Raw genomic sequence first — 19,452 nt, 5'->3', positions numbered from 1 at the left:
CTCTGCGCGCGCCCGCGCGCGGGGACGTCGCTTTCCTCCGCTTCCTGTGCGGGCGCCCGCGGGGCGGTCACTCCTCGACCAGGAGCTTCTCCCGCAGCTGTGCCAGGGTGCGCGCGAGCAGCCGGGAGACGTGCATCTGCGAGATGCCGACCTCCTGGGCGATCTGCGACTGCGTCATGTTGCCGAAGAACCGCAGCAGCAGGATGCGCTTCTCGCGCGGCGGCAGGTCCTCCAGGAGCGGCTTGAGGGACTCGCGGTACTCGACGCCCTCCAGGGCCTCGTCCTCCGCGCCCAGGGTGTCCGCGACGGCGGGCGACTCGTCGTCGGTGTCCGGGACGTCCAGGGACAGCGTGGAGTACGCGTTGGCCGACTCCAGGCCCTCCAGGACCTCCTCCTCGGAGATCGCCAGCTTCTCGGCGAGCTCGTGCACCGTGGGGGAGCGGCCGTGCAGCTGGGAGAGCTCCGCGGTCGCCGTCGTCAGGGCCAGGCGCAGTTCCTGGAGGCGCCGCGGGACGCGCACCGCCCAGCCCTTGTCGCGGAAGTGGCGCTTGATCTCGCCGACGACCGTCGGTGTCGCGTACGTCGAGAACTCCACGCCGCGGTCCGGGTCGAAGCGGTCCACGGACTTGATCAGCCCGATCGTGGCGACCTGCGTGAGGTCGTCGAGGGGCTCACCGCGGTTGCGGAAGCGGCGGGCCAGGTGCTCCACGAGCGGCAGGTGCATGCGGACCAGCTGGTTGCGCAGCTCCGCGTACTCGGGGCTGCCGTCCTGCAGCGCGCGCAGCTCCACGAACTTCGCCCGCGCGCCGCTGCGGTCCTGTGGATCGTGCCGGCTGTGCTGCTCGTGCTCGCTCATCGTCCCGCCCGTCACCAGCCGCCGCCCTTCTGGGGCCCTGCCCCCAGTGCTGGACGCCCGGGGGGACCCCCTGCGTGCGGCGCCTACTCGGTCCTTTGGCCCACCGCCCAGGCCGGACAGCTCGTCGAACTCGTCCGCGGCGGTCGGCTCTGCCTCTTTCGGCATCGCGGCCTGCTCGGCCGCCGTCAGCGGACCCGACTGCTCCGGGTCCTGCGGGTGCGGCCTGGCCTGCTGCTCGGGGATGCCACCGGGGGCAGGCCCGGGCTCCACCGGACCGCGCCCCGTGGCCGGGCGCGTGCCGCCCCTGCCGCGGGCCGGCAGGCCGTGCGTGCCGTGCTTGCCAGGTGTGCCGCGCTCTTCGTCCCGCACCGGCCCGTCCCCGTTCCTCACGCTGGCCCGGGTCCCGCGCCGCGCTTCTTGTAGAGGCTGATCGAAACGGTTTTGTCGTCGCCCACTGAGGAGTCGACCATGCCCGCGAGGGCCGAAAGGACGGTCCAGGCGAAGGTGTCCCGCTCCGGAGCCCGGCCGTCGGTGGTGGGCGCCGAGACGGTGACCTCCAGCGAGTCGTCCACCAGCCGGAAGACGCAGCTGAGCACCGAACCGGGCACGGCTTGCTGGAGCAGGATCGCGCACGCCTCGTCCACCGCGATGCGGAGGTCCTCGATCTCGTCCAGGGTGAAGTCCAAGCGCGCCGCGAGGCCGGCCGTGGCCGTACGCAGCACCGACAGGTAGGCACCCGCAGCCGGAAGGCGGACCTCAACGAAGTCCTGATTCCCGGGCTCGCCTGCGATCTGGGACACCCTCACCTCCAAGGTGGTACAAGCACTTTCGGGGCTCCGGGGCCGCGCTCTGCCGGCCCGGACTGCGTCACTCGGGTAACGCACCTCGTCTTTCAGCGGTGACGCTACCGCGCTGCTCAGTTCCGTGTCCCGGGGACCCCGCCCCGTTGCTGTCACTCATAGTAAGCCTACGGGTACGGACAGTGGCTAGGGGTTTCGCGGGCCCAATTGCAAAGAACGAGCGTCGGGTTGACGTACCCAGGCCTCAGACGATCGAACCGTCGACAAAGCACCAACGCCAGTTCTCGCCCGGCTCGAAGGTCCGCATCACGGCGTGCCCGCTCTCCTTGAAGTGGGCCGTCGCGTGCTGGAAGGGGGAGGAGTCGCAGCACCCGACATGGCCGCACTCCAGGCACAGACGCAGTTGCACGGGGTGACTGCCGACGGCGAGGCACTCCAGGCACGTATCGCTCAGCGGCGCGGGCTCCGGGTGGGGCAGCGCGCTGACGTGCGGACACTCGTTCATGATGGCCAGGTTACGACGGGCGAGCGGACGGCGGAGGGCCTTGCCATGGACGTACTGCCACTGGTGGCACTGATCGCGGCGAGCGCCGCCGTGGCCGGTGCCGCGCGCCGCACCCCGGTGCCCGCGCCGCTGCTCCTGGTGGGCGTCGGACTGATCGCCTCGTACCTGCCCGGGGTGCCCGACTACCACCTCGACCCGCACATCGTGCTGCCGCTGCTGCTGCCGCCCCTGCTGCACACGGCCGCCCTGGAGAGCTCGTATCTCGACCTGCGGGCCAATGTGCGGCCCGTGGCGCTGCTGTCCGTCGGTTACGTTCTGTTCGCGACGGTCGTCGTCGGCTGGCTCGCCTACCTGCTGATCCCCGATCTTCCGCTGACCGCCGCGCTCGTCCTCGGGGCGGTGATCGCGCCCCCGGACGCCGTCGCCGCCACCGCCATCGCGCGCCGCGTGGGGCTGCCCTCGCGCCTGACCACGATCCTCCAGGGCGAGTCCCTCGTGAACGACGCGACCGCGATCACCGCCTACAAGGTCGCGCTCGCCGCGGCCGTCGGCGCGGGCGCGAGCTGGGCGGGCGGCATCCAGGAGTTCCTGGTGGCCGCGCTCGGCGGGGTCGGCGTCGGGCTCGTCCTGATGGTGCCGATCCACTGGCTGCGCACCCATCTGAAGGAGGCCCTCCTCCAGAACACGCTGTCGCTGCTCATCCCCTTCGTCGCGTACGCCGCCGCGGAGCAGGTCCACGCCTCCGGAGTGCTCGCCGTGGTCGTCGTCGCCCTCTACCTAGGGCACCGCTCCTGGCAGGTCGACTTCGAGACGCGCCTCCAGGAGGCCGCGGTGTGGCGCGTGGTCGGCTTCGTCCTGGAGTCCGCCGTCTTCGCGCTCATCGGGCTCCAGCTGCCCGTCGTCCTCGGGGACCTGGGCGAGTACAGCGTCGCCCAGGCCGTCTGGTACGCCCTGGGCGTGTTCGTCATCGTCGTGGTGGTGCGGTTCGTGTGGTCGTATCCGGCGACCTATCTGCCGCGTCTGCTGTCGAAGCGCATCAGGAAGCGCGAGAGCGACACCGACTGGCGGCGGCCGCTGGTCGTCAGCTGGGCCGGGATGCGGGGCGTCGTGTCGCTGGCGATCGCGTTCTCGATCCCGCTCGTCATGGACGACGGCGAGCCCTTCCCGGCCCGCAACCTGGTGCTCTTCCTGACCTTCACGACCGTCATCGGCACGCTGGTGGTGCAGGGGCTCTCGCTGCCGTGGCTGATCCGGGTCCTCCGCCTGCCCGGGCCCGACGCGCGCCAGCAGACGCTCGCCGAGGCGCAGGCGCAGAACGCCGCCTCACAGGCCGCCGAGGACCGGCTGGAGGAGCTGATGGAGGACGAGCGCAACCAGCTGCCAGGGCCCCTTCAGGACCGTCTGCGCACCGTTCTGGAGCGGCGCCGCAACTCCGTCTGGGAGCGGCTCGGCCAGCCCAACCCCGTGACCGGCGAATCCGCGGACGACACCTACCGCAGGCTCACGCGCGAGGCGATCGCCGCCGAGCGGGAGGTGTTCGTGCGGTTGCGAGACGAGCGGCGCATCGACGACGAACTGCTGCGGACGCTGCTGCGGAAGCTCGACCTGGAGGAGGCCGCCGCATACAGGGAGGTCGAGCAGTGAGACCGTCCCCTGCGGCGAGCGGGACAGCGCCCTAGAAGAGTGCCGCGGGCCCTAGGAGGGCGGTGTGCCGGTGACGACGGCCGTGACCGTGGTCCCGGGGGCGAAGGCGCCCTCTTCGGAGAGCGCGGTCAGCGCGAACAGGAGCTTGGCGACGTAGACGCGCTCTACAGGGAGGCCGTGCCGGTCCTCGAAGTCGTCCGCGAAGGTGGTGAGTTCCCCGGTGGTGCGGGCGTAGCCGCCGCAGTGGAAGCGCTCGTCCAGGCTCCAGTTGGGCGTGGGCGAGCCGAGCGCGGACTCCTGGAGGCGGCGTATGTCCTCGCCGAGGAAGCCGCCCTTGAGGACGGGGATGCCGAGCGCGCGCTGCTCCGGCCCGAGGCCCGCCGCCAGGCCCGCGAGCGTGCCGCCGGTGCCGCAGGCCACGGCCGCCACGTCGGTGCGGCCGCGCAGCTCCTCGCCCAGGGCCGCGCAGCCGCGCACGGCGAGGGCGTTGCTGCCGCCCTCGGGTATGACGTACGCCTCCTGCGTGCCGGTGTCGCGCTGGAGCGCGGCCAGGACGGCGGGGTCGTGCTTGCGGCGGTACGTCGGCCTGTCCACGAAGTGCAGCCGCATGCCGTCGGCGGCGCACCGGGACAGCGACGGGTTGAGCGGCCGCTCCGCGAGCTCGTCACCGCGGACGACGCCGACCGTGGCGAAGCCGAGGAGACGGCCCGCGGCGGCCGTGGCCCGCAGATGGTTGGAGTAGGCGCCGCCGAACGTCAGCAGGGTGTCGTGGCCCGCCGACCGCGCCCGCTCCAGGTTGAGGACGAGCTTGCGGTACTTGTTGCCCGGCAGCGCCGGGTGGATCCGGTCGTCGCGCTTGAGGAGGAGACGGACGCCGTGCGCGTCGAAGCGCGGGTCCGCGACCGGCTCGAGGGGGGTGGGGAGCCGGGGGACGAGGGCGGGCGGGGCGGCGTGCACCTCGCTATTGTCCCTCCGGAGGGCGCTGGGGCCCCGCTCAGGGCCTGCTGGGCCCGCTGTGGGCCCGCTGTGGGCTCACTGGGAGCCTCCGGGTCTCCGGGGGTCTCTCCGGCGCAGACGGGAGCGGGCCGTGGTGGCCCGCCGCCGCGTCCGCCGCTGCTTCAGCCGTTACTTCAGCCGCTCGTGGATGCGGTCACGCATCCCGTCCATCGTGAAGCCCTTGGGGTCGATCTTGCCGGGCCGCCACTCCAGGTGGCCGATGACCGAGCGGGCCGTCCACTCGTGGTGGCGGCAGATCGCCGCCGAGACGCGCTCGATGGCGTCCAGCTGGGCCTCGGTCCAGGGGTCCTCGCCGTCGCCGAGGTTCTCGCACTCGAAGCCGTAGAAGTGGCGGTTGCCGTCGGTGTTGGCCTCGTTGTCCGGCGGCAGGGCCTTCTCGGCGATGACGGCGCGCAGGACGTCGTCGTCGCCGAGGCCCGCGTGGTTGGCGCGGCCATAGCCGACGAGGTGGACACGGCCGTCCTTGGTGATGACGCCGTGGCACAGCGGGCCCGGCAGGCCCTCGAAGCCCTCGCGGCAGATCCGTACGGTCTTCTCGGCGCCCGACGTCACCGTGTGGTGGATCATCACGCCGTGCACCGGGCCCCACGGGCCCTTGTGGTTGCGGTTGTGGGTGGGCCAGTCGCCGACTTCGACGACCGTGACGCCTTCGTCCCGCAGTGCGTCGAGGAATCTGTTCGCGGACATGGGAATAGCCATGGCCGCCTCCTTCGAGAACGCGACGGCCGCCGGTCGCGGGCCGCCTCGTACGCTGGTTGATACCGGAACATCTGGACCCGAACCATGTGTTCGGAAACTGTTCGGGTCCCGTGCGAGTCGTTCCGGTCAGCTGGTGAGGCGGCCCTCGACGCGGTCGGTGCTCAGGCGTCGTCGCGGCCGGTGGTTCAGGCGCGCAGGAAGCCGTCCCCGTGCGTGGCGATGTGGGCCTCCAGGGCCGACAGCGCCTGCTGGGTGGCGTCGGGGGTGCCGCTGCCGCGGCGCTCCGCGTAGTACGCCGCGCCGAGCTGCTTCAGCAAGTCGTTGCCCGCGCGCTGCGCCTGGACCTCGTCCAGCTTCTGCTTGCCCTGGTTGAGCCCCTGCTGCACCTGTTCTCTCGCGCGGTCCAGGAAGCCTGCCATGTCGATCTCCTGACGATTGGTGCCGATGGTGCGCACGCTGCGTTCGTGCCTGTTCAACGCGTGCGCGGATCTTGTGGTTCCCCTCCTGTGTTCCCCCACGTCGGGGGCCGCACCGCCTACGCGGTGAGCTTGCGCATGAGGCGGACTCCTTCGGACGGCGACATGTGCGGCAGGTAGGCCTTGCCGATCGCGCGCGTGATGCTGGGCAGCGCCGCCGGATCGGGGTAGCACATGTACAGCGGGTGGTACTCGGGCTGGAACTTGGCCTTGAAGTGAAGCAGGGAGCGGAAGCCGTATACGGGTTCCAGGGCCTGGCCCGCGTAGTCCAGGAGGCGCTGCAGCGCGGCGGGCGGCTCCGCGGTGTCCGCGCGGGCCAGCGGGGCGCCCGACAGGCTCAGGAAACGCGCGCCCTCCTCCTTGAAGCCGAGCGCGGCGGACGCGATCAGGAACTCCATGGTGCCCCGGAATCCCCCCGACCGCCTCCGCATGAAGTCAAGGGTCCAGCCTACGGGTTGGCCGAAAACGTATGCCCCGTTTGCCGCCTTGCCGATCTCCGCCGGGGCCTTCCCGGCCGCCCCGTACACCGGCATCCAACTCGTGACGCCATGCACCGTGCGGTCCTCGCCGACCGCCAGGAGGCAGCGCACGTGCGGATCGTCGAGCTCGGCGAGGCCGCCGAGCGTGAAGCCCATCTCGGGCAGCCCCTTGTCGGCGACCCACTCCTCGGAGATCGAGCGGATCTGGTCCGTCAGGTCGAGCGGCGCCTCCGGGAAGACGTGCCACTGGGCGGTGATGCCCTCCTTCCCCGCCTTGTTCAGCGCCGTCCGCACGTCCTGCCACTTCTTGCCCGTGAACGCCAGGTCCGGCAGTGGCACCACGGTGTCCTCGGCGACCTGCACCGCGCTCCAGCCGACCGCGTCCGTGCGGGCCTTGGTCGCGGCGGTGACGCTGTAGAAGCAGGGCGTCCAGCCGCGTTCGTCGCAGTAGGCGGCGAACCCGTCGACCGCGTCCCCGCGCGCGGACGGTTCGCCGAACGGGTCGCCTGTTGTGAGCGCGACCGTGGAACGCACCCGGTAAGCGACCGCCGCCCGGCCGTCGGCGGCGAACCAGTAGTGGTTGCCGTCCCACGTCGTCAGGTACGACAGCGTGCCGCCGCCGTGCGCGGTCAGCAGGGCACGCGCGCGTGCCGCCGCGTCCGCGTCGGTGCGCAGGGAGGGCCGCCGGAACGCCACGAAGAGCGCGACCACGGCGACCAGCCAGAAGACGGTGCCGCAGTACTCGTACAAGGACAGGGCCGTGCCGCCGACCGGCACGGGGGAGCGGCCCCTGAAGAACAGCGGTTCGTAGCTCGGCGGCAGGAACTGCGCGGGCAGTGCCGCGACGAGACGGCCGAACGTCGCGTCCGGGGCGAACTGGTCGCGCACCGCGTAGCCGATGCCTACGTAGGTGACGCAAGCGAGCAGCAGCGTCCCGCCGACCACCCCGGAGAGCCACGCCACGGTCGCGCGCCCCAGCCGCTGGTCGAAGAGCCCGCGGCCGAGGAACACCAGCACCAGTACCAGCAGCGGCAGAAGCATCTGCCCGACGACGGCCTGGATCAGCGCCGCCTTCTGGTCGGCGGCGTCACCGCCTTCGAGGACGTACTGGCCGGGACGGGCGTTGATGTCGCCCAGGAGGTACGCCAGGAGACCGAGCCACACCAGGTGCGCGCCCACCGTGATCCGCCAGGCGGGCCGAAGGCCGCGCCGCAGCCCTTCGGAGAGGACGAGCAGGAGCGCCGGGATGGCGACGCCCATGAGCATGGCCGGTGAGCCGTAGAAGTGGTCCTGAGCGCGGATGCGGTCGCAGGCGGTGCCGGGCTCGGCGCAGGCCTCGGCGATCTCCTGGGGGCCGGGCCCTCCGGAGACGTACAGGTCGAGCACGTCGAAGGGCCCGAGCGCGTCCCTGTAGAGGGTGGCGATCAGCGGGCCGAGCGCGGAGGCCGCCACGACCAGGGCCACCAGGACGCGGCCCTCGGCGTGCGAGGCGTGCGGCACGCGCAGCCGGTGGCTGTGCCGGTGCGCGAGGGCGAGGCCGACGACCGTTCCCGCGAGCCGCAGCACGTCCTGGAGGTGCCCTACGTACAGGGCGAGCGTCAGCGGCAGCACGATCAGCGCGAGCTGGAGTCTGCGCCGCCACCGGGCACCGAGGCGGAAACTCAGGTGGGCGCCCACCGCACAGGCCGCGATGCCCGGTGTGACGGCGAGGTCGGCGGAGAGCGCGGTCAGCCAGTCCTCGCCCGCCAGCTCGCCGAGCTTGACGACGCCGGTGCCGAGCAGCGAGCCGAGCACCTGGCCGAGGACGAGGACGACCGCCGTGCGCGCGGAGCCGATCCGGACCTCGGCGGGCGGCCCGAGCAGCAGCAACAGCAGCGTGGAACCCACATAGGCGCCGATGCCGGAGCACCACAGGGCCGAGGTGAGCGGGGTCCACCAGCGGCCGTCGGCGAGAGCGGGCACGCCCACGCCGACGTCGGCGAGCAGCGCGTCGTCGGGGCCGCCGCCGAGGCTGCCGGTGAACAGGCCGACCGCCCACAGCGCGACGACGAGGAACACCGTCACCGGCGCGTGGCTCAGCGGCCCCAGGGCCAGGGCCACGGCGCGCAGCCGGCGCAGCGGCCCGCGCTCACCCGGTGGTACGAGCGGCGGCCGCGGCGCCGGTGCACCGGCGGCCGCGCCGGGCGGAGCCTCGGGGGTGCCCATCCACCGAGCGCATCAGGCGCCCGCCGCGGCCACATCCGGGGCCGGGCCGAACGGGTGGCGGCCCAGGCGCGTCGGCCTTGGACGAACGTACGAATAAACGTCCCTGGTAAGCGACACCCTGCCCCGCCCTCCCCTCATCCATTCCCGCTCGTTTGTGTAATGGCGGCCGCACTCACGGTGCTGGAAGGCTGACGACGCAGTTCGGCGATTGATCGGGAGGGCGTTGTCCATGTCGGTAGGCGAAGAGATCCGTACGGGCGAAGACAGGCCGCAGCAGAGTCTCGGTACCTCGGCCGCGCGGAATCTGGCCACGACCACGAAGTCCGCGCCGCAGATGCAGGAGATCAGCTCGCGCTGGCTGCTGCGGATGCTGCCCTGGGTCCAGGTGCAGGGTGGTACGTACCGCGTGAACCGCAGGACGAGCTACTCGGTCGGCGACGGCCGGGTCACGTTCATCAAGACCGGGGACCGCGTCGATGTGATTCCGGCCGAGCTCGGCGAGCTGCCGGTGCTGCGGGACTTCGAGGACCAGGACGTGCTCGCCGAGCTGGCCCAGCGGTGCCAGCAGCGGGAGTTCGAGGCGGGCGCGGTCCTGGCGTCCTTCGGCAGCCAGGCCGACGAGGTGTTCCTGCTCGCCCACGGCCGCGCCGAGCAGATCGGCACGGGCCCCTATGGCGACGATACGGTCCTCGGCACCCTCGCCGACGGCGCGTACTTCGGCGAACAGGCACTGGTCGACTCGGAGACCATCTGGGAGTACACGGTCCGCGCGGTGACCGCCTGCACGGTCCTCACGCTCCCGCGCCAGGACCTGGAGCAGGTGGCGGAGCGCTCCGACTCCCTGCGCGCGCACCTCCAAGAGCTGCGGTCCGTCCCCTCGCAGCGCACCAACAGCTATGGCGAAGCGGCCATCGACCTCTCCGCGGGCCACGTCGGCGAAGCCGTCCTGCCGGGGACGTACGTGGACTACGAGGCGCGGCCCCGCGAGTACGAACTGAGCGTCGCCCAGACGGTGCTGCGCATCCACACGCGCGTGGCCGACCTCTACAACCAGCCGATGAACCAGACCGAGCAGCAGTTGCGGCTCACGGTGGAAGCGCTGAAGGAGCGCCAGGAGCACGAGCTCATCAACAACCGAGAGTTCGGCCTGCTCAACAACTGCGAGTACGACCAGCGCATCCAGCCGCACGACGGCGTGCCCAGTCCGGACGACCTGGACGAACTGCTGGCCCGCAGGCGCGGCTCCAAGCTGTTCCTCGCCCACCCGCGCGCGATCGCCGCGTTCGGCCGCGAGTGCAATAAGCGCGGGCTCGTCCCGGAGACCATCGACATGGCCGGTCACCGCATCCCCACCTGGCGCGGCGTGCCGATCTTCCCGTGCAACAAGATCCCGGTGACCGACGCCCGTACCTCCTCGATCATCTGCATGCGTACGGGCGAGGAGGAGCAAGGCGTCATCGGGCTGCACCAGGCGGGCCTGCCGGACGAGATCGAGCCGAGCCTGTCCGTGCGCTTCATGGGCATCAGCGAGCAGGCGATCATCTCGTACCTGGTGTCGACGTACTACTCCGCGGCCGTCCTGGTGCCGGACGCGCTCGGCATCCTGGAGAACGTCGAGATCGGCCGCTGGAGGTGACAGGCCGCCCGCGCGCGTGGCGGGCGCGCCTCCGGTGCCGCCGCCCGTGTCCCGCGGGGCGGCGGGCGCACTCCCCGTGCGGGCGCCCAGGGGCCACGGTCCGGTCACCGTCCGCCGCCATGCCGGAGTGAGTCCATGACGGACACCACGGAGATGACGGAACGCCCACCGGCCATGCTGGGCCACGGCCCCGCGGAGGGGCACGAGGCGGCGGAGCTCCTGGCGTCGGCGCGTGGCCGTGTCGACCCGGAGCTGCGCCGGGCGGTCGATTCGCTGCCGGGCTCGATGCGCCGCGTCGCGCTCTACCACTTCGGGTGGGAGCGCGCGGACGGCATGCCCGCCGTGGGGAGTGCGGGCAAGGCCATCTGGCCCGCGCTCGTCCTGGCGGCGGTGCGGGCGCTCGGCGGCGATCCCCGCACCGCGGTGCGGGCGGCGACGGCCGTGGAGCTGATCCACAACTTCACGCTGCTCCACGACGACGTCATGGACCGCGACACCACCCGCAGACACCGGCCCACCGCGTGGACGGTGTTCGGTGACGCCGACGTGATCCTCGCGGGGGAGGCGCTCCAGGCGCTGGCCCAGCGGCTGCTCGCCGAGGACCCCCACCCGGGGGCTCCCGCGGCGGCGGCCCGCCTGGCCGCCTGTGTCGGGGAGCTGCGCGACGGGCAGTACGCCGATCTCGCCGGCCAGGTGCGCCCGCCCGGTGAGGTCTCCCTCGACGAGTGCCTCGCCCTGGCGGAGGCCAAGACCGGGGCGCTCCTCGGGTGCGCCTGCGCGATCGGCGCGCTGTACGCGGGCGCGGACGCGGAGGCGGCGGAGGCGCTGGACGGCTTCGGGCGGCAGGCCGGGCTCGCCTTCCAGCTCATCGACGACGTGATCGGGATCTGGGGGGACCCCGCACGGACGGGCAGGTCCGCGCACGGGGACCTCGCGGACCGTAAGAAGTCGCTGCCCGTGGTCGCCGCGCTCGCCTCCGGCACGACGGACGGCATGACGCTGTCCGCGCTGTACGGGCGGGATCTGGCGGACGGCGACCTGGACCGGATGGCTCTGGCGGTCGAGTGCGCCGGAGGCCGGGACTGGGCCCAGGCGCAGGCCGCCGAACGGATGTCCCTGGCCCTTGGGGAACTCGCCCGCGCGGTGCCCGATCCGGAGCGGGCGGGAGGTCTGCTGGCGCTGGCGGAGTTCGTCACGCGCCGGACCCATTGACGACCGGTCTCGCTGGGGGGACTGGTGGGCGGGAGCCGCCCGAGCCGTGGCCGCACGGCTGGGTGGCTTCCGCCCGCCAGGCATCCGGGGCACTGTCTCCGGACGGCGCACCACCGCCCCGGCACCGCCCAGGGGAGGCCCGTTTCAGCCGTCGCCACACCCGAAACGATCACCTAGGCTGCAACCGGCAGCGCGGGGGGAGGAGTTGACGGCGAAGGGTGGGGCCGTGGGCCTGGCGATCAGGAGAGCGACCGAGAGCGACCGGACGGACGTCGTCCGCCTCATGGACGAGACGTTCCGCCGCGATCCGGTCAGCAGTTGGGTGTTCCCGGAGGAGGAGCGGCGACGGCGCAGGCACGGTGCCCTGATGGAGGCCTTCCTCGACCTGGCGTTCGCCGAGGGCTATGTGGACATCGCCGAGGACGGCTCGGCCGTGGCGCTGTGGTGGTCGGTCCCGGCGGGCCATGAGGCGAACGAAGACGCCGAGGTCGCCGCGGCCGCCGCAGACGCCGCGGACGGGCCCGCGCGGCTGCGGGAGGCCGTCGATCCCGATAACGAACGCGTCGAGGTGATCGGCCAGTTGACCTCGGACATCCATCCGACCGACCGGGCGCACCAGTACCTCCACATGATCGCGGTGCGCCCCGACCGCCAGGGCCGGGGGATCGGCACGGCGCTCGTCACCTCGGTCCTGGAGCGGTGCGACCGCGAGGGGCGGCACGCCTATCTGGAGGCGAGCAGCGCGCGCAGCCGCGAGCTGTATCTGCGCCTCGGCTTCACCGACCTGGGCCAGGCGCTCGACCTGCCGGACGGGCCGACGATGTGGCCCATGTGGCGCGAGCCGAACCCTTCCTGACCGGACACGCCACCAAAGCTCTGACCGGGTGTCTCACCAAAGAGTGCGCCCTCGGGCCCGCTACCCTCTTGTAACCACTGTGGGTGAAGCACTATAAATGGAGTACTTCACTGGCCGATGGGCGGGAAGAACCATGAAAAAGGGGTCCAGTTTGCGCAAGCTCACCTACTTCGTCGCCGTGTCGATCGACGGGTTCATCGGGGACCCGACCGGCGACGCCAACGCCTATATGCGGTTCGTGGACGACGAGTTCCTCCAGTTCCTCAAGACGGAGTACCCGGAGACGATCTCCGTCGGCGGGCGCCGGATCCTCGGCTTCGACGGAGTGCCGAACCAACGGTTCGACACCGTCATCCAGGGCCGCAACAGCTACCAGCTCGCCCTCGACGAGGGCATTCCGAGCCCGTACGCACACCTGCGGGAGTACGTGGCCTCGCACAGCCTGAGCGAGGCCCCCGACCCGAACGTCCAGATCGTCGCCGACGACGTCGTCGGCAAGGTCCGCGAGCTCAAGGCCGAGGACAGCGAGTTGGACATCTGGCTGTGCGGAGGCGCGCGGCTCGCGGGACAGCTGCGCGACGAGATCGACGAACTCGTCCTCAAGACCTATCCGGTGCTGCTCGGCTCCGGCATGCCGATGTTCGCGGGAGTGGAGTCCGTCGTCAGCGAATTCGCGCTGACCTCGTCTCGGGTCTTCGGCAACGGCGTCGTCGTGCGGAACTATGCGAGGAACTCTGCGGGGGACTCCGCGGGGAACTCCGCAAACGGGTGACCGCCGGGCTGTGCGGCCCTCATAAATCGCCATATCCTGGGTGTATGGGCAGCGATGGACGCCGGTCCGTCTCCCGTCCGCAGAGCGAACCGATGTGTCCGAGCTGCGGACGGCCAGTCGGTACGGCCATCAAACGGCGCAAGATCCTCGGGGCGTACGTTCCCGTGTGGGGCCCGGCCCCGTGTCGTAACCCGGCGTGCGAGGCGTGCGCCACCGAAGAACCGGAGGGCAGGGGCCGACGCGGCCCCAAGGGCAAGCATCGGCGCTCCCGCCCGGGCGAGAGCCGACCCGCGACCCCCGCACCCGCCGAGGCCGACACCAAGTCGAACACGGAAGTGGAACCCGACCCTGGCGCCTGAGCCGACGGCCTGGGCGGCCGGCTAGGGGCTGGGGGCGCGGCGGGCGCTCGTCTGAGCGTCACTCCGGTCGGCGTGCCCGGTGCCGGGCCACCGCGTCATTGTTCGCGCACCGCACCGAGCAGTAGGCGCGCCGCCCCGCGCGCGAGGTGTCGACGAAGGCGCGCCCGCAGGACGTCCGGGCGCAGCGTCCCAGGCGGCTGCCGTCGGCGTGGCAGACGACGTACGCGAGTCCGGCCGCAGTCAGCGCCCGCACATGGGCGGCCGGGTCGGCGCCGGGCGCGCTGTAGTGGAAGTGCGGGGTCCCGTCGTGCAGGGCGATGTACGGGCGGCTGGACGACTCCTCCAGCAGACGGTTCACGGCGGCGCAGCGCACCGCGAGGTCCTGCGGGCCGAAGCAGTCGGCGAGGCGCGCGGCCCAGGCGCGGACATCGTGGCGCTGGGGTGCGGTGAGGTGGTGCGAGACGATGCCGCGCGCCGCGAGCAGGGCGGAGAGGTCGCCCTGCGGGACGCCGTCCGCCAGGGGTTCGCTGTCAGGCGTGCCCCCCTCCTGAGCACCCTCCGCGAAGGCGTTCACCAGGTCCGCCGCCAGTAGCGCGGCCTCGCCCCCGTAATGGTTGAAATGCATAAGGGCATGACATCACGCTGAGGCCATGGGGAACACTCGCGCCGCGCGCGGCGCCCTCGGCCTGGTGCTCGCGCAGGTCGTCAGCCTGCAGGTGGGCGCGGCCGTCGCCAAGGCCGCGTACGCGCACGTCAGCCCGACCGCCCTGGCCGGGATGCGCCTCGGGTTCGCCGCGCTCGTCCTGTGGTGCGTGGTGCGGCCGAGGCTTCGGAGACTCACCGCCGAGGGGTGGCGGGCCGCCGTCGGGCTCGGCCTGGTGCTTGCCGCCATGAACACCGCGTACTTCCAGGCCATCGGCCAGCTGTCGCTGGGGGTGGCCGCCACGATCGAGCTGCTCGGGCCGCTCGTACTGGCCCTCGCGCTGTCGCGCGGCGCGGCGCAGCTGTGCGCCGGACTCCTCGCCCTCGCCGGAGTGCTGCTGCTCGCCGCGCCGGGCGGGGCGCTGCGGGGCGCGGGCCTCGTGCTGGGGGCGCTCGCGGCGGTCAGCAGGGCCGCGTACGTGGTGCTGAACCGGCGGGTGGGGAGGCTCTTCCCGGACTGGTCCGGGCTCACCGTGGCGCTGGCCGTCGGCGCGCTGCTCCTGGTGCCGGTCGCGGCGGTGACCGACGGCGCCGCTGTCGCCGGGCACCCGGCGGTCCTGGGCACCGGGCTCCTGGTCGCGCTGCTCTCGTCCCTGATCCCGTACTCGCTCGACCTGCTCGCCCTGCGCCGCGTGGACGTCCGCGCCTTCGGCGTGCTGCTGGCGCTTGGGCCCGCCGTGGGGGCCGCCGTCGGGTTCCTCGTGCTCGGGGAGCGGCTGAGCGCACGGCAGGTGGCGGCGGTGGGGCTCGTGGTGGTGGCGTGCGCGTGGGCGGTGAGGGCCGGGTCGGGGAGCGGGGCCGCCGGAAGCGGCGGCGGGGAGAGCCGGGGGCTACGGGGAGGGCGAGGCGGTGCGCCCGACGCGGTGGCCCCGGGCAGGGACGCGTGACCTCGGCTCCGGGCGGGCCGCCCCCGAGCACCCGCACCCGGCCTGACCCCCGGCCCTCGCGGCCCCCGCGGGCATGATGGGCGCATGACCCGACTCGAAGACCCCGCACGGTGACCGGCGCCCAGCTGCCCCTCATAGGCCCTGGTGACCCCACAGCTCCCACAGCTCCCACAGCCCCCACGGAGACCGTAGCCCGCACCGCACCCAGGCCCTCCGCAGCCGCCATGGCACCCGGTCCCTCCGAAGTCCCTACGACACCGGGGCCTTCCGAAGCCGCCCTCACACCGGGGCCCTCCAAAGCCCCCACCACCCCCCGGCCGTTCGACGCCGTCCTCACCGACCTCGACGGAGTCATCCGCTTCTACGACATGTCCCGCCTCGCGGACCTGGAGCGTGCCGCCGGGCTGCCCGACGGGGCCACCGCCGAGATCGCCTTCGCGCCCGAGACCGACCTGCCGTTGATGCTCGGGCGGATCGGCAAGGACGAGTGGGTGGCGGCGATCGCCGCCGGACTCGTCGAGCGCAGGGGAATCGACCCCGCGCGCGGCCGCGAACTCGGGCTCGTGCTCGCCGAGTCCGCGTTCTGGGCGGACCAGACGGTCGTCGACCTGCTGCGCCGCGCCCGCGCCCACGTACCCGTGTCGATCGTCACCAACGCCACGCCCTGGCTGGACGACGACCTGGAACTGCTCGGCCTGACCGGCCTCGTGGACGACGTGGTCGGCAGCGCCGCGCTCGGCGTGGCCAAGCCCGACCGCCGCATCTACGAACTGGCCGCCGAACGCCTGGGAACAGCCGTCACCCGCTGCCTGTTCGTGGACGACCGCGAGGAGAACGTGGCCGCCGCGGCCGCCCTCGGGATGACGGGAGTGCTCTACCGGGAGCCGGACGACCTGCGCGCGGCCCTCGCGCCCCTGCTCGGCTGACGGGCGCGAGGGGGCGCGCGACGGGGCGCCGTGGCCCGCGCCCGCCCCACCCGGTGTCCCGCTCGGTTTCCCACCCGGTGTCCCGCTCGGTGTCCCACCCCGTGTCCCACCCGGGCCGCGTCCGGGCCGTCACCAAGTCAGGCCGCCGGGCTGCTTCGTGAGGGTGTCCAGGCGGTCGCAGGGGTTCGTGATGCCGATCCAGCCGCAGCCGTTGATCTGGCTGGCCCGCGGGTGGACGAGGTCCAGGATCTCCTGCGGGACGCCGCCCTCGTCCGCGGCTCGGTCCATCCCCCATGTCATCCCCCATGTCATCCGTCTGTCCTCCATGTCACAGTGGGATCGATATCGCGTACACATCGCTTCGTGATCTTCTGGTCTGCGCCGCAGCGCGGCCGGTGAGGCGCCGCCGTCTCGGTGCCTCACCGCTATGACGGACCGCGACGAAGGAATGTGACAGATGGACGGAAGACACCTTCTGGCGGAGCGTTTCGAGGAGCACCGGCCCCGGCTGAAGTCGGTCGCGTACCGGATGCTGGGCTCCCTGAGCGAGGCCGAGGACGCCGTCCAGGAGACCTGGCTCAAGCTCAGCCGCTCCGACAGCGACAGCGTGCGCAACCTGGGCGGCTGGCTGACGACCGTCGTGGGCCGCGTCTGCCTGGACCTGCTGCGCTCCCGCCAGCAGCGCGGCGAGCAGTCCCTCGACGTCCCCGAGACCTACGTACCGGACCCGCAGATCAGCCCGCTGTCCGGCTTCAGGGAGGCGGCCGACCCGGAGGAGGAGGCGCTGCTCACCGACTCGGTGGGCCTCGCGCTGCTCGTCGTCCTGGACACGCTCAGCCCCGCCGAGCGGCTCGCGTTCGTGCTGCACGACATGTTCGCTGTGCCGTTCGAGGACATCGCGCCGATCGTGGAGCGGGCCCCGGCCGCGACCCGGCAGCTGGCGAGCCGGGCCCGCCGCCGGGTGCGCGACGCCGCGCCCGCGCCGGACCCGGACCGCGCCAAGCAGCGCGAGGTCGTCGAGGCGTTCCTCGCCGCCGCGCGCGGCGGCGAGTTCGACGCCCTGCTCGAACTCCTCGACCCGGACGTGGTGCTGCGGGCCGACGGCGGCGAGGCCGCGGGCCTTTCCCGGCTCGTGCGCGGGGCCACGGCCGTGGTCCAGGGCGCGCGGTCCTTCTCGACGCTGGCGGCCTCGACGCACCTGGTGCTGGTCAACGGCCGGGTCGGACAGATCTCGGTGGTGGAGGGAAAGCCGTTCTCCGTCGGCGAGTTCACCGTGCGCGACGGCCGGATCGTCGAGATCAACATCCTGGCCGACGGCGACCGCCTCGCCGCCCTCCTGGACGCCTCGGCGATCACGGCCATCACGGAGGCGGCCACCACGCACGCGGACTGAGCGGGCGCGTCAGCCGACCCGGGTCCGCCGCGTGACCCGCTGCACGTACTCCTTCCGGTCGAGCGGATTGTGGTCCGTGCGCGGGCGCGTCGGCGGGGTCCCGGGCACCGGCTCGTAGTGGTCGAAGGCGGACTCCCACTCGCCCTCGCCGCGCGTGAGCCCGGGCAGCAGCTGTTCCAGCTCGTGCACGCGCGCGGCCGGGATCACGCCTTCCAGTACGTACGACGATCCGTGCGCCGTCGGCGCGTACGGCACCGCGCGCAGCCGCCCGAGCACGGGCAGCAGCGAGCCGAACACATCGGCGGGCACGGCGAGGCGGAAGCGGTGCATCGGCTCGTGCACCGCCGTGCCCGCCGCCCGCAGCGCGTCCATCAGGACGAGCGGGGTCAGCTGCCGGAAGTCACCCGCCGTGCTCGACATGCTCTTGTCGAAGACCGCGTGCGCGTGGCTCTGGCGCGGCCAGTACCCGGAGTGCGTCATCGTGACGACGCAGTCCGGGATCCGCCAGCCGTACACCCCTTGCCGCAGCGTCTCCTCGACGGTCTCCTCGACCGCCTTGAAGAACGCGTACGGCATCGCGCCCAGCTCGACCCCGAGCCGGAAGGCCACGCCGGAGCCCGGCGGCGCGGGCTCCACGCGCAGCCCCACCGTGGCCAGGAACGGATTGGGGTCGGTGTCGATGACCTCCAGGTGCGCGCCGGTGCCGACGACGCGCTCCACGCACAGCGTCGTGGTCTCGCGGAACGCGACGCCGACGCCGAACTCGTCGGCCAGCGTCGCCTCGATGACCTCCTTCTGCACCTCGCCGTACAGGGACACGGAGATCTCCTGCCGCTGCGGGTCCTGCCGCAGGCCGATCAGCGGGTCCTGCTCGGCGAGCTGTGTGAGCGCGGCGTGCAGCGCGCCCCTGTCACCGGGGCGGCGCGGCTCGACGACGGTCTCCAGGGTGGGCGGCGCGAAGTGCCGCCGCGCCGCGTGCTTCTCCGGTACGTCGCCGGGGTCGCCGATGACGTCCCCGATCCGTACGTCACCGAGCCCCCAAAGGCGGGCGATCTGCCCGGCGGCGACGGCGTCGCCGCGGACGGCCCCGCCCCGCTCGAAGACGCTGACCGCGGTGACCTTGCCGTCACCCCCGCGGCCCCCGAACGGCACCCGGTCGCGTACGCGCACCGTCCCGGAGAACATCCGCGCGTACGCCACCTTCTCGCCCGCGGGGCCGCGCTCGACCTTGAACACGGTGCCCGCGAGGGGCCCGTCCGGCGTGCCGGAGGCCGGGGGCAGCAGTTCCTTGACCGCGTCGGTCAGCGCGTCGAGGCCGGTGCCGGTGATGGCAGAGCCGAAGAACACCGGGTGGACCTCGGCCCGCCGGGTCTGCTCCGCGAGGGCCGCGCGCAGCCGGGGGCGGGCGAGGGCGGCGCGGTCGTCGCCGACGTACGCCGCGAGCAGCGCGTCGTCCCGCTCCGCGAGCAGCTCGGTGAGGCGGTCGGCGAAGGAGGTGTCGTCCGGCGCGTACGGGACGGCACGTGCCTGTCGGGTGCCGGGGTCCTCGACCGTGCCCATGGCGACGACGGCCGGAGTCAACTTCCGTACGATTTCGGCCAGTACGCGCTCGGTGTCGGCGCCCCGCCGGTCGACCTTGTTGACGAAGACGAGCGTGGGGATGGCGAGCCGCCGCAGCGTCCGCATCAGGACACGCGTCTGCGGCTGGACGCCCTCGACGGCCGACACCACGAGCACGGCGCCGTCGAGCACGCTCAGGACCCGCTCCACCTCGGCGATGAAGTCGGGGTGACCGGGGGTGTCGATGAGGTTGACCGTGACGTCGTCGAGAGCGAACGACACCACGGCGGACTTGATGGTGATCCCGCGCCGCCGCTCCAGGGCGAGCGAGTCGGTCTGGGTGGATCCGTCGTCGACGCTGCCGAGTTCGTCGATGACACCGGCGGCGAGCAGGAGCCGCTCGGTCAGGCTGGTCTTACCGGCGTCTACGTGCGCCAGGATTCCCAAGTTCAGCGTGTGCGATGGCAC

The 19,452-nt window shown here is 72.7% G+C and carries 18 protein-coding genes; 8 read left to right on the top strand and 10 right to left on the bottom strand.

The annotated features are described in order from the left end of the window. Nucleotides 1–67: 67 nt before the first annotated feature. From AC07A4_RS00685 to AC07A4_RS00675, 3 genes are all read right to left on the bottom strand, one after another. Nucleotides 68–1,246, bottom strand: coding sequence for an RNA polymerase sigma factor SigF (locus AC07A4_RS00685; protein ID WP_478591045.1), 1,179 nt, complete (start codon nt 1,244–1,246; stop codon nt 68–70). Beyond that, complete coding sequence (locus tag AC07A4_RS00680; RefSeq protein ID WP_030683379.1) at nt 1,243–1,656, bottom strand: ATP-binding protein; 414 nt, start codon at nt 1,654–1,656, stop codon at nt 1,243–1,245. The genes AC07A4_RS00685 and AC07A4_RS00680 overlap by 4 nt, the downstream gene beginning before the upstream one ends. Before the next feature lie 244 nt (nt 1,657–1,900). Continuing rightward, complete coding sequence (locus AC07A4_RS00675) at nt 1,901–2,161, bottom strand: UBP-type zinc finger domain-containing protein (protein WP_478591042.1); 261 nt, start codon at nt 2,159–2,161, stop codon at nt 1,901–1,903. 45 nt (nt 2,162–2,206) lie between these two features. Here AC07A4_RS00675 and AC07A4_RS00670 point away from each other — a divergent pair, with 45 nt between their 5' ends. Next, entirely contained in the window at nt 2,207–3,805 is a 1,599-nt protein-coding gene (locus AC07A4_RS00670) for a Na+/H+ antiporter (protein WP_478591040.1), read from the top strand. A gap of 51 nt (nt 3,806–3,856) precedes the next feature. Here AC07A4_RS00670 and AC07A4_RS00665 read toward each other — a convergent pair whose 3' ends face one another. The 4 genes from AC07A4_RS00665 to AC07A4_RS00650 form a co-directional block, all read right to left on the bottom strand. Beyond that, nucleotides 3,857–4,762: a 1-aminocyclopropane-1-carboxylate deaminase/D-cysteine desulfhydrase gene (locus tag AC07A4_RS00665; protein ID WP_478591037.1), complete on the bottom strand. Its 906-nt coding sequence runs from the start codon at nt 4,760–4,762 to the stop codon at nt 3,857–3,859. A 168-nt stretch (nt 4,763–4,930) separates the two neighbouring features. Beyond that, on the bottom strand, nt 4,931–5,521 hold the full coding sequence (locus AC07A4_RS00660) for an N-acetylmuramoyl-L-alanine amidase (protein WP_478591035.1): 591 nt from the start codon (nt 5,519–5,521) through the stop codon (nt 4,931–4,933). A 185-nt stretch (nt 5,522–5,706) separates the two neighbouring features. Then, nucleotides 5,707–5,940, bottom strand: coding sequence for a hypothetical protein (locus AC07A4_RS00655; RefSeq protein WP_467088520.1), 234 nt, complete (start codon nt 5,938–5,940; stop codon nt 5,707–5,709). Nucleotides 5,941–6,056: 116 nt separating this feature from the next. Next, nucleotides 6,057–8,681 carry a bifunctional lysylphosphatidylglycerol flippase/synthetase MprF gene (locus AC07A4_RS00650; RefSeq protein WP_478591033.1) on the bottom strand — a complete coding sequence of 875 codons (2,625 nt, stop codon included), beginning with the start codon at nt 8,679–8,681 and terminating at the stop codon, nt 6,057–6,059. A 229-nt stretch (nt 8,682–8,910) separates the two neighbouring features. Here AC07A4_RS00650 and AC07A4_RS00645 point away from each other — a divergent pair, with 229 nt between their 5' ends. The 4 genes from AC07A4_RS00645 (at nt 8,911) to AC07A4_RS00630 (ending at nt 13,157) form a co-directional block, all read left to right on the top strand. Then, on the top strand, nt 8,911–10,317 hold the full coding sequence (locus tag AC07A4_RS00645) for a family 2B encapsulin nanocompartment shell protein (RefSeq protein WP_478591030.1): 1,407 nt from the start codon (nt 8,911–8,913) through the stop codon (nt 10,315–10,317). A gap of 135 nt (nt 10,318–10,452) precedes the next feature. Beyond that, on the top strand, nt 10,453–11,529 hold the full coding sequence (locus AC07A4_RS00640; RefSeq protein ID WP_478591028.1) for a family 2 encapsulin nanocompartment cargo protein polyprenyl transferase: 1,077 nt from the start codon (nt 10,453–10,455) through the stop codon (nt 11,527–11,529). 226 nt (nt 11,530–11,755) lie between these two features. After that, nucleotides 11,756–12,385, top strand: a complete 630-nt coding sequence (locus AC07A4_RS00635; protein WP_478591026.1) for a GNAT family N-acetyltransferase — start codon at nt 11,756–11,758, stop codon at nt 12,383–12,385. 151 nt (nt 12,386–12,536) lie between these two features. Next, nucleotides 12,537–13,157, top strand: coding sequence for a dihydrofolate reductase family protein (locus AC07A4_RS00630; protein ID WP_478591024.1), 621 nt, complete (start codon nt 12,537–12,539; stop codon nt 13,155–13,157). A gap of 417 nt (nt 13,158–13,574) precedes the next feature. Here the strand turns inward: AC07A4_RS00630 and AC07A4_RS00625 are convergent, their stop codons facing one another. After that, the gene (locus AC07A4_RS00625; protein ID WP_478591021.1) at nt 13,575–14,141 is read right to left on the bottom strand and encodes a CGNR zinc finger domain-containing protein; all 567 of its coding nucleotides are present in this window, start codon (nt 14,139–14,141) and stop codon (nt 13,575–13,577) included. A gap of 25 nt (nt 14,142–14,166) precedes the next feature. On the opposite strand from AC07A4_RS00625, the gene AC07A4_RS00620 reads away from it, so the two are divergent. Then, the gene (locus tag AC07A4_RS00620; RefSeq protein WP_478591018.1) at nt 14,167–15,105 is read left to right on the top strand and encodes an EamA family transporter; all 939 of its coding nucleotides are present in this window, start codon (nt 14,167–14,169) and stop codon (nt 15,103–15,105) included. 224 nt (nt 15,106–15,329) lie between these two features. After that, nucleotides 15,330–16,031 carry an HAD-IA family hydrolase gene (locus AC07A4_RS00615; protein ID WP_478591015.1) on the top strand — a complete coding sequence of 234 codons (702 nt, stop codon included), beginning with the start codon at nt 15,330–15,332 and terminating at the stop codon, nt 16,029–16,031. Between the two features lie 129 nt (nt 16,032–16,160). Here the strand turns inward: AC07A4_RS00615 and AC07A4_RS00610 are convergent, their stop codons facing one another. Continuing rightward, nucleotides 16,161–16,319 carry a hypothetical protein gene (locus AC07A4_RS00610; RefSeq protein WP_478591013.1) on the bottom strand — a complete coding sequence of 53 codons (159 nt, stop codon included), beginning with the start codon at nt 16,317–16,319 and terminating at the stop codon, nt 16,161–16,163. 169 nt (nt 16,320–16,488) lie between these two features. On the opposite strand from AC07A4_RS00610, the gene AC07A4_RS00605 reads away from it, so the two are divergent. Further along, entirely contained in the window at nt 16,489–17,424 is a 936-nt protein-coding gene (locus AC07A4_RS00605) for a sigma-70 family RNA polymerase sigma factor (RefSeq protein ID WP_478591011.1), read from the top strand. 9 nt (nt 17,425–17,433) lie between these two features. Here AC07A4_RS00605 and AC07A4_RS00600 read toward each other — a convergent pair whose 3' ends face one another. Then, nucleotides 17,434–19,452, bottom strand: coding sequence for a GTP-binding protein (locus tag AC07A4_RS00600; protein WP_478591008.1), 2,019 nt, complete (start codon nt 19,450–19,452; stop codon nt 17,434–17,436).

The organism is Streptomyces sp. NPDC043996 (genome assembly GCF_056435225.1).
Note: the sequence above shows the minus strand (reverse complement) of the source record. Positions and strands in the feature narration are given on the sequence as shown.

Bases quoted from the DNA above. Each gene is read 5' to 3' on its own strand.
- AC07A4_RS00640 (WP_478591028.1), top strand. From the start codon at position 10,453: ATGACGGACACCACGGAGATGACGGAACGCCCACCGGCCATGCTGGGC.
- AC07A4_RS00610 (WP_478591013.1), bottom strand. From the start codon at position 16,319: ATGGACCGAGCCGCGGACGAGGGCGGCGTCCCGCAGGAGATCCTGGAC.
- AC07A4_RS00645 (WP_478591030.1), top strand. From the start codon at position 8,911: ATGTCGGTAGGCGAAGAGATCCGTACGGGCGAAGACAGGCCGCAGCAG.
- AC07A4_RS00605 (WP_478591011.1), top strand. From the start codon at position 16,489: ATGGACGGAAGACACCTTCTGGCGGAGCGTTTCGAGGAGCACCGGCCC.
- AC07A4_RS00660 (WP_478591035.1), bottom strand. From the start codon at position 5,521: ATGGCTATTCCCATGTCCGCGAACAGATTCCTCGACGCACTGCGGGAC.
- AC07A4_RS00650 (WP_478591033.1), bottom strand. From the start codon at position 8,681: ATGGGCACCCCCGAGGCTCCGCCCGGCGCGGCCGCCGGTGCACCGGCG.
- AC07A4_RS00670 (WP_478591040.1), top strand. From the start codon at position 2,207: ATGGACGTACTGCCACTGGTGGCACTGATCGCGGCGAGCGCCGCCGTG.
- AC07A4_RS00655 (WP_467088520.1), bottom strand. From the start codon at position 5,940: ATGGCAGGCTTCCTGGACCGCGCGAGAGAACAGGTGCAGCAGGGGCTC.
- AC07A4_RS00620 (WP_478591018.1), top strand. From the start codon at position 14,167: ATGGGGAACACTCGCGCCGCGCGCGGCGCCCTCGGCCTGGTGCTCGCG.
- AC07A4_RS00675 (WP_478591042.1), bottom strand. From the start codon at position 2,161: ATGAACGAGTGTCCGCACGTCAGCGCGCTGCCCCACCCGGAGCCCGCG.
- AC07A4_RS00625 (WP_478591021.1), bottom strand. From the start codon at position 14,141: ATGCATTTCAACCATTACGGGGGCGAGGCCGCGCTACTGGCGGCGGAC.
- AC07A4_RS00615 (WP_478591015.1), top strand. From the start codon at position 15,330: ATGGCACCCGGTCCCTCCGAAGTCCCTACGACACCGGGGCCTTCCGAA.